This is a genomic window from Amycolatopsis sp. NPDC051071 (genome assembly GCF_040682875.1).
Lineage (GTDB): Bacteria > Actinomycetota > Actinomycetes > Mycobacteriales > Pseudonocardiaceae > Amycolatopsis.
Window position 1 is genome coordinate 24,130 of the sequence record NZ_JBFBBY010000081.1, and the last position, 11,785, is coordinate 35,914.

10 protein-coding genes and 1 pseudogene are annotated in these 11,785 nt (G+C 67.5%); 6 read left to right on the forward strand and 5 right to left on the reverse strand.

The features are described 5' to 3' along the window. Positions 1-91: 91 nt before the first annotated feature. From AB0M65_RS24530 to AB0M65_RS24545, 4 genes are all read left to right on the forward strand, one after another. Positions 92-727, forward strand: a complete 636-nt coding sequence (locus AB0M65_RS24530; RefSeq protein ID WP_364031727.1) for a DUF4230 domain-containing protein — start codon at positions 92-94, stop codon at positions 725-727. 102 nt (positions 728-829) lie between these two features. Continuing rightward, positions 830-1,345 (forward strand): SRPBCC family protein, encoded by a 516-nt coding sequence (locus AB0M65_RS24535; protein WP_364031729.1) that lies wholly within the window; start codon positions 830-832, stop codon positions 1,343-1,345. A gap of 143 nt (positions 1,346-1,488) precedes the next feature. Then, positions 1,489-2,244 carry a carbon-nitrogen hydrolase family protein gene (locus AB0M65_RS24540; RefSeq protein WP_364031732.1) on the forward strand — a complete coding sequence of 252 codons (756 nt, stop codon included), beginning with the start codon at positions 1,489-1,491 and terminating at the stop codon, positions 2,242-2,244. Further along, entirely contained in the window at positions 2,241-3,932 is a 1,692-nt protein-coding gene (locus AB0M65_RS24545; RefSeq protein WP_364031735.1) for an NAD(P)/FAD-dependent oxidoreductase, read from the forward strand. Before AB0M65_RS24540 ends, AB0M65_RS24545 begins: the two co-directional genes overlap by 4 nt. 79 nt (positions 3,933-4,011) lie before the next feature. Here AB0M65_RS24545 and AB0M65_RS24550 read toward each other — a convergent pair whose 3' ends face one another. Beyond that, on the reverse strand, positions 4,012-5,001 hold the full coding sequence (locus AB0M65_RS24550) for a hypothetical protein (RefSeq protein WP_364031739.1): 990 nt from the start codon (positions 4,999-5,001) through the stop codon (positions 4,012-4,014). A gap of 36 nt (positions 5,002-5,037) precedes the next feature. Further along, on the reverse strand, positions 5,038-5,919 hold the full coding sequence (locus AB0M65_RS24555; RefSeq protein ID WP_364031742.1) for an alkaline phosphatase family protein: 882 nt from the start codon (positions 5,917-5,919) through the stop codon (positions 5,038-5,040). 345 nt (positions 5,920-6,264) lie between these two features. On the opposite strand from AB0M65_RS24555, the gene AB0M65_RS24560 reads away from it, so the two are divergent. Continuing rightward, positions 6,265-6,909: a MerR family transcriptional regulator gene (locus AB0M65_RS24560; protein ID WP_364031745.1), complete on the forward strand. Its 645-nt coding sequence runs from the start codon at positions 6,265-6,267 to the stop codon at positions 6,907-6,909. 10 nt (positions 6,910-6,919) lie between these two features. Here AB0M65_RS24560 and AB0M65_RS24565 read toward each other — a convergent pair whose 3' ends face one another. The 3 genes and pseudogenes from AB0M65_RS24565 to AB0M65_RS24575 all read right to left on the reverse strand — a co-directional run bounded on the left by AB0M65_RS24565 (position 6,920) and on the right by AB0M65_RS24575 (position 8,817). Then, entirely contained in the window at positions 6,920-7,189 is a 270-nt protein-coding gene (locus AB0M65_RS24565; protein ID WP_364031748.1) for a hypothetical protein, read from the reverse strand. Positions 7,190-7,356: 167 nt separating this feature from the next. After that, positions 7,357-7,933: pseudogene (locus AB0M65_RS24570) on the reverse strand (glycerol kinase); the annotation flags it as partial. An 83-nt stretch (positions 7,934-8,016) separates the two neighbouring features. Then, positions 8,017-8,817 carry an NAD(P)H-binding protein gene (locus AB0M65_RS24575; RefSeq protein ID WP_364031751.1) on the reverse strand — a complete coding sequence of 267 codons (801 nt, stop codon included), beginning with the start codon at positions 8,815-8,817 and terminating at the stop codon, positions 8,017-8,019. 269 nt (positions 8,818-9,086) lie between these two features. On the opposite strand from AB0M65_RS24575, the gene AB0M65_RS24580 reads away from it, so the two are divergent. Further along, the gene (locus AB0M65_RS24580; protein WP_364031754.1) at positions 9,087-11,663 is read left to right on the forward strand and encodes an exo 1,3/1,4-beta-D-glucan glucohydrolase; all 2,577 of its coding nucleotides are present in this window, start codon (positions 9,087-9,089) and stop codon (positions 11,661-11,663) included. Positions 11,664-11,785 lie beyond the last annotated feature (122 nt).

An 11,785-nucleotide genomic window follows, 5' to 3' on the forward strand; every position in this document is an offset into this window, starting at 1 on the left:
CGCGAAAGCCGGTTCGGCCGATCGTCCTAGAAACCGCTTCTGGTGCTTCGGCCGCCCACGCGGCGGGTACCCATGACCTGGAAAGGCGGTGGTGGGCGTGAAGAATCGCTGGGTGCGCCTCGGCGTGTTCGTCCTGGCGGGTCTGCTGATCTTGGGTGCCGCACTGCAGTTCACGGGGCTGCTGTCGAAGCTCAACCCGTTCGAAACGTCCACTGTGGACCGTTCGCAGCCCGCGGTGCTGAAGGCCATGCGCGACCTCAGCCAGTATCACGCGGCCGTCGGTGACTACCAGGTCGTCCTCGACATCGAGAAGGACGTCAAGTGGGTGCCCTCGGCCATCGCCGGGGAGCGGACGCTGTTCGTGGCGGCGGGGTCGGTCGACGCCTACGTCGATTTCGGCCCGCTCGTGGAGAACGCACTGACCGTGTCGGAGGATCGGAGCACGGTCGAAGTCCGGTTGCCGGAACCGCGGTTGGCGAAACCCAACCTGGACAACGAACGCAGCTACGTCTTCGGCCAGGAGCGAGGTCTGATCGACCGGCTCGGGGCGCTCGTGTCCGTACCGCAACAGCAGCAGTTCTACGTCGCCGCGGAGAAGAAGATCACCGAGGCCGCGCAGCACTCGGGGCTGCTGGAGCGCGCCAAGGCCAACACCAAGGCGATGCTCACCGGGATGCTCCAGGCGCTGGGCTTCCGGGTGACTTTTCCGGCGGAACCGACGACCTGACGCGTCCGGATTTGTCTGAATGTGCGGAGCTTTGGCTCTTTCCTTGACGGGTGTCGTCGCGCGCTGGTGGGCTGGCAGGCGGCCACTGGGAGGTGCGGCGTCATGGTGACGAAGCCGAGGGACAACCTGACCTACAGCGAACCGATCGCCACCGGCGAGATCGCCGTCGACGCCGCGCCGGAGGTCGCGTACCGGCTCGTCAGTGACCCGGTCGCGATGGCGGAGTGCGCCGAAGAACTCCGCGCGGCCCGCTGGATCCGCGGCGCGACCGGGGCAGCCGTGGGAAATTGGTTCTCCGGCAGCAACCGGAACGGCTGGCGCCGATGGGTGACCCATGCCGAGATCACCGAAGCCGACCCCGGCAGCCGCTTCGCCTACCGGGTGCGCACCCCGTTCTTCGTACCGATCTCCCGCTGGCAATACGACATCACGGCCGACGGCGACGGCAGCCGGGTCACCGTGACGAACTGGTTGCGGGTGCCGCCGTGGTTCATCCCGTTCGCCATCTTCATCACCGGCCAGCCGGACCGCGCCGGGACCAACCGGGCCAATATCGCCACGACCCTGCAGCGGATGAAGGCCCGGGTCGAAGGCCGGGAGTGGCGGTCCGGGCGCTGACCGCTTGCGGCTCGCCGCCAAGAGACTGATCATGAATCGTTGCGTGAAAGTCATGTTTTACGCACTGAATCACCGGGCCGCGTGTGTTTTGCGCAATGATCAGGGCTTAGCGGTGCAGTGAAATAGCGGATATCGTCGTCGGCATGAAGGTCGCCGTCCATCAGGGCCCCTACGCCGAACTGCCCGCCGCCGTCACGGCGTCCGGCGCCGACCTCGTGGTCGCCGCCGAAATGATCACCACCGGCTACCATATCGGCGCCCGCTCCCATGAGCTCGCCGAACCGGCCGACGGGCCCACCGCGGCCCGGATGTCCGAGCTGGCCAGGAAGACCGGCGTCGCGCTGGCCTACGGCTATCCCGAATCCGACGGTGCGCGGGTCTACAACAGCGTCCAGCTGATCGACGCGGGCGGGCACCGCCTGGCGAACTACCGCAAAACGCATTTGTTCGGCGACATCGACCGCTTGTGGTTCGAACCGGGCACCGAAGCGGTCGTGCAGGCCGAACTCGGCGGCGTCCTGGTCGGGCTGATGATCTGTTACGACGTCGAGTTCCCCGAGCTGGTGCGGGCGCACGCCTTGGCCGGGACCGAACTCCTCGTGGTGCCGACGGCGCTGATGAGCCCGTACGAACTGGTGTCCGACACGCTGGTGCCCGCGCGTGCCTACGAAAGCCAGCTGTTCGTCGTCTACGCGAACCGCTGCGACACCGAACAGGAACTGACCTACTGCGGGCGATCCTGCGTCGTCGCCCCGACCGGCGAGGTCCTCGCCCGCGCGGGTGGCGGACCGGAGCTGATCAGTGCCGACGTCGACAGCGCCACGCTGCTGGCTTCCCGCGCCGAGAACACCCACCTGACCGACCGCCGCCCCGAGCTGTACCGAGGACTTTCCGCATGACTTCCGCCGTCCCGACCGCGATCCACCACGAAGAACCGGCAGGCAGGCCGATCACCATGTTCGGCCCCGATTTCCCGTTCGCCTACGACGATTTCCTCGCCAATCCGGCCGGGCTCGGCTCGATCCCGGCCGAGCGCCACGGCACCGAGGTGGCGGTGATCGGCGGCGGCCTCTCCGGCATCGTCACCGCGTACGAACTGATGAAGCTGGGCCTGCGCCCGGTCGTCTACGAGATCGCCGAGATCGGCGGCCGCCTGCGTACCGTGAACTTCCCCGGCTGCCCGGACGACCTCGTCGCGGAAATGGGTGCGATGCGTTTCCCGCCCGCGTCGACCGCGTTGTTCCACTACATCGACAAGGTCGGCCTGGAGACGACGCCGTTCCCGAACCCGCTGGCGCCGGGAACGCCGAGCACCGTCGTCGACCTCAAGGGGGAGAGCCACTACGCGCGCACGGCGGACGACCTTCCCGCCGTCTTCGGCAAGGTCGCGGCCGCCTGGGACAGCACGCTGGCCGGGCAGGCGGCGTTCACCGAGATGCAGACCGCGATCCGCGACCGCGACGCGAAAACCGTCAAACGGCTGTGGAACGCACTCGTGCCGCGGCTGGACAACCAGACGTTCTACGGCTTCCTCTGCGACGCGCCCGCGTTCGCCTCCTTCCGCGACCGCGAGATCTTCGGCCAGGTCGGCTTCGGCACCGGCGGCTGGGACACCGACTTCCCGAACTCCATCCTGGAGATCCTGCGGGTCGTCTACACCGGCGCCGACGACGAACACCGCAGTATCGCCGGCGGCAGCAGGCAACTTCCCTTGCGGCTGTGGGAGCACGCGCCCGAGGACCTCGCTTTCTGGCCTGCCGGAACGAGTTTGAGCTCATTGCACGGCGGAAACCCGAACCCCGGTGTCGCCCGGTTGCATCGCACGGCACCGAACAACATCACGGTGACCGACACCGAAGGCCGCGTCCGCACGTATCCGGCGGCGGTGTTCACCGCGCAGGGCTGGATGCTGCTCTCGAATATCGCATGCGACGCCGAGGTGTTCCCGATCGACCACTGGACGGCGATCGAGCGCACGCATTACATGGCGTCGTCGAAGGTCTTCGTCCCGGTGGACCGACCGTTCTGGCTGGACCCCGACCCGGAGACCGGCCGCGACACGATGAGCATGACGCTCACCGACCGCATGCCACGCGGCACCTACCTGCTCGGCGAAGACCCGGATTCCCCGGCGGTGATCTGCCTGTCGTACACGTGGGCCGACGATTCGCTGAAGTGGCTCCCGCTTTCGGTGTCCGAACGGGTCGAGGTGATGTTGCAGTCACTGCGGGAGATCTACCCGGGCGTCGACGTCCGGCGGCACATCATCGGCGACCCGGTGACGGTGTCCTGGGAGGACGAACCGCATTTCATGGGCGCGTTCAAGGCGAACCTGCCCGGCCACTACCGCTACCAGCACCGGCTGTTCACGCATTTCATGCAGGACGGCCTGGAAACGCGTCACCGCGGCCTTTTCCTCGCGGGCGACGACGTTTCGTGGACGGCGGGCTGGGCGGAAGGCGCGGTCCAGACGGCGCTCAACGCGGTGTGGGGCGTGCTGCACCACCTCGGTGGCGCGACGGATCCGGCGAATCCGGGACCGGGTGACGTCTACGACGACATCGCGCCCATCGAACTCCCGGACTGAGCGCGGCGCTTCAGCAGCCACGCCGTGCCGAGGACCAACAGTGCCCCGGCGACGGCGCGATCAGCGGGCGAACACGACCTCAGTGCAGCGCGGCGGGGGACTCGGCTTCGGGGATCAGCAGGCGGGGTGCTCCGCCGCCGTCCGCGGGTACGGCCCAGACGTCGGAATGGCCGGGTAACCGGGGGAGGGCGTAGCCGACGGTGTGGTCGTCGAGCCACGCGGGCTGGTCGTCGACGGTCCTGGTCTCCGCGAGCGGTGACGTGGTGCCCGCGGCGAGGTCGAGCACCGAGATCCGCCAGCCTTTCCCGGGATCGCCGTCGATGGCGGACTTGTACGCGATGCGGGTTTCGTCGGGGGACAGCGACGGGCATTCGACGTTGTCCCGCAGCGTCCGGACGGTCTTCGCGGCCGAGTCGCCTTCGACGAGATAGCGGTGCGAGCCGGTGGACATGGTGGCGTAGAACCGGCCGGGCCGCTTGGTGAAGGTGACGCCCCAGAAGTTGACGTCCGCCGCCCGGTACGGCTTGCCGTCCACCGTCACGGCGAAGTCCTCAAGGGTGCCTTCGACGTCATCGGTGGTGAGGTCGAGGGTTCCGGCGCGGGTGGAGAACCGGCCCCCGTTGTAGGAGTCCCCGGTGACGAACACCGTCCACGCGAGACGGCGCCCGTCGGGCGAGACCCGCGCCCGGTTGGGCACACCGACCAGTGGGATCTCCTGCGTGACGGCGAGACGGCCGTCGAGGACGGCCAGCTGATAGGTGCTCAGGCCGGGCTCCGGGCGCAGGCAGATCCCGGTCCCGCCCGCCGCGTACACCCGGGCGCAGGACAGCGTCGAAACCGCCCGCGCGCCACCCGGATCGGCCGTGGCGACGCTGGAGACGTGTCCGCGGTCGGCGTCGGCGGTGCTGCGGAACAGCAGCCGCGGCCCGTCGAGGGTGACCGCTCCGCTGGTGCCCGCCGAGGCCGCGTCCTGGTTTCGCGCTCCCGCGACACCGACGTAGATCACGGCGGCCGCGGCCAGCGTGAGTACTCCGGTGACGGCGATCAGGACGCGGCTTCGGGTGTTCACGGTGAGGCCTTCCTCAGAGCAGTCGAAAGGATCCGGTTACTGCCACACACTCGTGATCGGCGACTTGTTCGCCGCGTTGGCGATACCCGGCAGGCTGAACGCGGCCTCCATCGTGCGCAGAATCGAATAGTGGTTGACGGATTCGCTGTAGCTGCCCGGCTTCACGTGGGCGCCGTAGAACGCGGTGTAGATCTGGTTCACCGACGTCCCGCTGTCTTCGTCGAAGTTCACGATCAGCAGGCTGTTGTGTGTTTTCGCCCACTGGGCGTAGGCGTCCAGGTTCTTCTTCAGCCACTTGTCGCCCGTGTCGACCGGGCAGTCGTGCATGTCGCTGCAGAGATCCGGCGTGACGAAAGCGACGTGCGGCAGCTTCGTGAAGTCGCTCGGGAACGACGAGAACCGTTTGTTCGCCGAAGCCGGGACATTGCTGAAGCTCACCCAGCTGTTGTGCTTGCGGGCGTACTTGTCCTTCGTGCAGCCCGTGTAGCCGTCGGACGGCATGCTTTCCGCGTAACCGGTGAACGTCTTGCCGATCCCGGCGAGCTGGGAGGCGATGTTCTCCTTGTTCCCCAGGTCCTGGCACTTGTTGCTGTCGACCCCGTGTGTCGAACCCGCGAACTGGGCGATGTAGTTCGGCTGGCTCGGATGCGTCGTCCCGTACGACTTGGTGAACTTGGCGCCCTGCGAGGCGAGCTTGGCGAAGTAGGGCGCCTTGGAGCTGCCGTTGATCTCCTTGTAGTCCTTGTTCTCGAACATCACCAGCACGATGTGGTCGAAGGCGGGCACCTTCGACGCCGTCGGCTGTATCGCGGCCGACACGGTGTCCTCGACCGACACAGTGTCCTCATGCGACACGACGAGGGTCGCGGCCACGCCCGCCGCCGCCACCGCGGCGAACGCGATCCGTTTCCAGAACATGAAACCTCCTGGGAAAGAGTTGAAACCTTGACGACCGGCCCGCGGGTTCAGCGGCGCTCCGCGGACGGTGACAGTGTTAGACATCGGATGTCTTGAGGTGCATCTAAACCGCACGAGGTGCGATAACCCACCAAGGTCGCCCGACTGGAGCAATCCAGCCCCGGGAAACCGAGCCAAAACCGGCATCCGGTGGCACGAAACCGTGCAAACCTCCTGCTCGGCCTTGCGTGAAGAGCGGCGGGAATAGGAACTTATCGCAGTTTCCTGATTCAGCCGGTTGACGACCCGGCGTCGTCGTACCGGCTACTGGGTAATCCGGTCGGACCTTTGGTTAAGCTCGACGGCGTGAAGCCCGTTTCGTCGCGACCCGCCGGATACACGATCGAAGAACTTTCGGCGGTAGCCGGCATGTCGGCGCGCAATATCCGGGCACATCAGACGAGAGGGCTGCTGCCGCCGCCGATGCGGCACGGCCGGTCCGCTTATTACGGCCAAGTTCACCTGCGGCGGCTGGAACGCATCACCCTGCTGCAGAAGCAGGGCTTCAATCTGGCCTCCATCGCGGCGACGCTCGGCACGGTCACCTCGGACCGGGAGACTGGGCGGCTGGACGAGGCGATGGCCGATATCGCGCGTGACCAGCCGCTGCTCTTCGGCTCCCTGGAGCGGCACGGGCTGCTCGGCAGGGACGAGGCCGGGGCGGTCACGATCGCGCGCCCGGCGGTGTCCCGCGCGGTGTCGGAACTGGCCGGGGCGGGGATCCCGCCTGCCGTGGCCCTGCGGTTGCTGGGCAGGTTCATGGACCGGGTCTCGCCGGTGGCCGAGACGCTGGTGGGTGTGTCCGCCGAGCAGCTGGCCGCGGACGGTGGCTCCTCGGCGGCCCAGACGGCCTGTCTCGCCGAGGTTCTTGTAAGCGCTTTCAGAACCGCGGTGGAGAACGCCGTCGAACTCACTTTTCCAGGCTCCGATCGGGCGGCCTGGGCTCGTTGATGAAGGACATTCACAGAAGTTCGGAGGAGGCGACCGACGGCACTGCCCGCAGCCGCTCCAGCAGCGCCTCGACCTCGGGTTCCGCGATCAGGACGGCGCACGTCATGCTGCTCTCCCGGACTCCGTCGCGGACGTCGACGGACAGTTCGTGGACGAGGCAGCCGAGTGCGTCGATCAAGCCGGGGATCTGCTCGACACCGCCGACGAAGTACGTGGCGATGCGGCGGCGGACCATCAGCGACGAGCGGGTGGCGGGAAGCTGGAACGAAGCAACGGACATCGTGGTCTCCAAAGACGGGAGGACAGGCCAAGAAGGGCCAGGTCCCGGGAGAGGCCACGGGGGTCGCCGGACTGCGCGCCGGCGACCTGGTTTCAGCCGACGCGCTGGACTACGAGTCGAAACGACGTCGAGTGCTGCACGGCGCCAGGCTAACACGCCGCCGGAAGTCACGAAAGCCGCAGCCGGGCACCTTGTTCGCGGACGTGCGCGGCCGAGCCGCAGTCCAGGTCGAGTTGCCGTCGCCGTTCCGCGACGAAGGCCCGCCCGAGTGCCGTCCGGTCCGAAGCGGACATTGTGCGCCGGAGTTCGTTCAGCAGTCCGCGTTCTTCCGAGCGGATATGCGCGTCGACCGAATTCTCCAGCGATGACAACGCTTTTTCGGCGTCGGCGGATTCCAGCACCGCCAGGAACTCCTCGGCGAGACCGTTCTCCGTCGCTTCAGGACGGACGATCCGCTCGGTCGCGGTGGCATGAGCGACCAAGAGCGCCGACAACTCCGCGATCAGCGCCTGCCGATCGGCCTCGTCGTTGCGGAGGTCGCGGAACAGCTGCTCGAACCGCCGGTGGTCGGCCAGCACGACCTCGACCAGGTCGGAACCCGGCGGGGCGGCGGACGGACCCGGCCGCATCCAGCCGCATCCAGCCGAAGGTCAGTTCCACGGCCTGCCGCCAATGCGCGTATTCGCTGTCGCGCCGGGCGGGGTCCATCGACGGCAGCCATTGGCCCGCGCGGTGCCAGTTGCGCTCGCGGGCATCGGCGGCTGGTTCAAGGCAGCGACGGCTCGTGAGTGATTTGGGTCGTTCTAACGACCCAAATCACTCACGACTCAGAACCGGCTGACGTGCTCCGTCACCCACTGCGCGAAGGTGCGGGCGGGGCGACCGGTCACCCGCTCGACGGTGTCGACCACGGTGCTCGCCTCAGGTGGCGGCGAGGAGTGCCAGCCGACGACGTACTCGGCGTCCGCCACCGAGACGCCGTCGGCCAGCAGCCGGTCGATCGCCTGTTGCCGCGTGATCTGCTCTAGTCCGATGTCGCGGCCGAGTGCGGCGGCGAGGATCGCGATCCGTTCGCGCGTGGTCAGCGATTCCGGGCCGGTCAGGTTGTAGACCCGGCCCGAATGCCCGTCCTCCACGAGTGCGGTGGCGGCGACGGCGCCGATGTCGCCCTCGTGCACCACCGCGCTGGGCAGGTCGAAGGGCTCGCGGACCACGTTCCCGGCGCGGATGGAGTCGGCCCAGGTCAGGGCGTTGGACATGAACTCCTGCGGTTCCAGCCGCGTCCATTCCACGCCGGATTCCGCCATGGCCTGTTCCGTCGGCCCGACGTAACCACCCCAGACGATGGTCATCCGGCGCACGCCCGCGTCGACGGCGCGCTTGACCAGTTCGGCGCCGACGTCAGCGAAGCCCGCTGTCACGGTGATGTGCAGCTTCGTGACGCCCTTCAGTGCGCCGCTCAGCGTTTCCGGCGCGGTGTGCGTGCCCTCGACCAGTTCCACGCCCGCCGGGAGCCGGGCGTCGGCGGGTTTCCGGGTCAGTGCCCGGACGCGTTCCCCGCGCCGGACGAGCTCGGCCACCACATGGCGTCCGGTGTTCCCGGTCGCGCCTGTTACCAAGACGGTCATCGTCTACTTCCCTTCGTCTTTCCGCGAAGGTAAAAGCTCAAGTAAGGTGGAAGTCAAGAGGGCGGCCGTCGGTGCTCAGTGGCCGGGTGACGTGTCAAGCCTTAGTTCACGGCAGAAATTAACGGACGCCGTACCTGTTCGAAACTCTTGACGCCGCCGTCCGGTCCGGTGAGGATCGGCCGGTCCCCACTTCCCGCAGAATGGACCAGACCATGGCCAGACGTCCTCGCACGCTGTCCCGTGCGCGCCGAAGTCCGCTCGTCGCGTTGATGAGCCTGACCCTGCTGGGCGGGGTCGTGGCTGCCGCGCCGTCGGCGAACGCGGCCGAGCGGCCCGTGATCGGGAAGCCCGCGCTCGACCGGGACGGCTGCGCCAAGATCGAGAAGAGCCTCCCTGCTCTCGCCGACTGGCCGAAGGTCGAGAGCCGGTTCAAGGGCAAGGCGAGCGACGAGTCGCGGATCGCCCAGATCCTCCAGGGAATGACCCTCGAGGAGAAGGTCGGGCAGATGACGCAGCCCGAGATCGCCGCGATCACCCCCGACGAGGTCCGCCAGTACTCCATCGGCTCGGTCCTCAACGGTGGCGGTTCCTGGCCGAACAAGGACAAACACGCGTCCCAGCAGGACTGGCTGAAGCTCGCCGACGCCTACTGGAACGCCGCCAAGACCAGCCGGACGAAGATCCCGGTGATCTGGGGCATCGACGCCGTGCACGGCAACAACAATGTGTACGGCGCCACCGTCTTCCCGCACAACATCGGCCTCGGCGCGGCGCACGACCCGTGCCTGGTGCGTGACGTCTCCGCGGCGACGGCCCGGCAGATCCGAGCCACCGGCCAGGACTGGGCGTTCGCGCCGACGCTGGCGGTCGTACAGGACGACCGCTGGGGCCGTACCTACGAAGGTTTCTCGGAGGACCCGCGGATCACCCGTGCCTACGGCTACGAAGCGCTCAACGGCCTTCAAGACGGCTCGATCAAACGCATCGGCTACAACGGCGTCATCGGCACCGCGAAGCATTTCATCGGTGACGGCGGCACGCTCAAGGGCCAGGACCAGGGCGTCAACCCGGCGTCCGAGGCCGAGATGATCAACGTCCACGGCCAGGGTTACTACGGCGCGCTCGCCGCGGGCTCCCAGACCGTGATGGTGTCGTTCAACAGCTGGACCAACGCCGAACTCGGGATCAACGAAGGCAAGCTGCACGGCAGCGACAAGGCGCTCAACCAGATCCTCAAGGGCAAGATGGGCTTCGACGGCCTCGTCGTGTCCGACTGGAACGGCATCGGCCAGGTTCCGGGCTGTACCAACGCGTCCTGCCCGCAGGCGATCAATGCCGGTATCGACGTCGTGATGGTCCCCGCCGACTGGAAGGCGTTCATCACCAACACCGTCGCGCAGGTGAACAGCGGTCAGATCCCGGTCGCGCGCATCGACGACGCGGTGACCCGCATCCTGCGCGTCAAGCTGCGCGCAGGCCTCTACGAGTCGCAGAAGCCGTCCGACCGTTCCTACGCGAACTCCGACCAGGCCCTGCGGGAGACCTGGCTGGCGCGTGACGCGGCTCGCTCGTCGCAGACGCTGCTGAAGAACAACGGCAACGTACTGCCGCTGAAGCCGAAGTCGAAGGTCCTGGTCGTCGGCAAGAGCGCGGACAGCATCCAGAACCAGACCGGCGGCTGGACACTGAGCTGGCAGGGGACCGGTAACACCAACGCCGACTTCCCGAACGCGACGTCGATCCTCACCGGGCTCAAGCAGAACCTCGGCGACGTCAACGTGACCTTCGACGAAAAGGGCGACACCGACCCGGCGGGCTACGACGCCGTCATCGCCGTCATCGGTGAGACGCCATATGCGGAAGGCGTCGGCGACCTGACCCGCAAGACGCTGGAGGCCTCGAAGCTCTACCCCGAGGACCTGGCCGTGCTGGACAAGGTCCGCGGCAAGGGCGCTCCGGTCGTCACCGTGTACGTCGGCGGCCGTCCGCTGTACATGAACAAGGAGATCAACCGCTCCGACGCGTTCGTGGCGGCCTGGCTGCCCGGTACCGAAGGCGGTGGCGTCGCCGACGTGCTCGTCAAGGGCGGCTTCAAGGGCACCCTGCCGTACTCGTGGCCCAAGAGCGCCTGCCAGACGCCGTTGAACGCCGGTTCGGCCGGGTACGACCCGCTGTTCAAACTCGGCTACGGACTCAAGACCGGTCAGCGGGTCACCGTCGGGCAGCTCGACGAGACCGCCGGCCCGGTGACCTGTGGTTCGACCGGTGGCGGCGGGACCGCGACCGAGGACCTCGAGGTGTTCAACCGCACCGATGTCGCTCCGTACAAAGGTTTCATCGGCTCCGCGGAGAACTGGGGCGGCACCGAGATCGGCCCCGACGGCGCCGCTTCGCACGCCGAGATCACCGTCGTCCAGACGGACGTCAACGTGCAGCAGGACGGCCTGAAGCCGACCTGGACCGGCACCGGCCCGGCGCAGCTCTACTTCCAGAACCCGGCCGGTACCAACGATCTGCGCGGCTACCTCAACGCGGACGCGGCGCTGGAGTTCGACACCGTCGTGCACGAGGCACCGGCCAATCGGACGGTGATCAGCATGCACTGCGTCTACCCGTGCTTCTCCGAGGTGAACGCCACCAAACTGTTCACCGACCTGGCCGGTGCGCCGAAGTCGACGGTGAAGATCCCGGTGTCGTGCTTCGCCAACGGGCTGGATCTGGAGAACGTCAACACGCCGTTCCTGGTGTACACCGACGGCCGGTTCTCGGCTTCGTTCGCGAACGTGCGGTGGGTGCCGAAGGGGGCTCAAGATCCCGATGCCCGGCCTTGCTCCAGTTTGAGCTGACCGGCGGGGGTTCTCGCGCGCGTGTCATGAGGGGTGGGCGGGGGGGAAGAAAAAATAAAATGTGGGGCGAGAAAAAAACCCCCGGGCGGCCCCCCCCGCACCAGGCGCCGGAGGATTAGAGG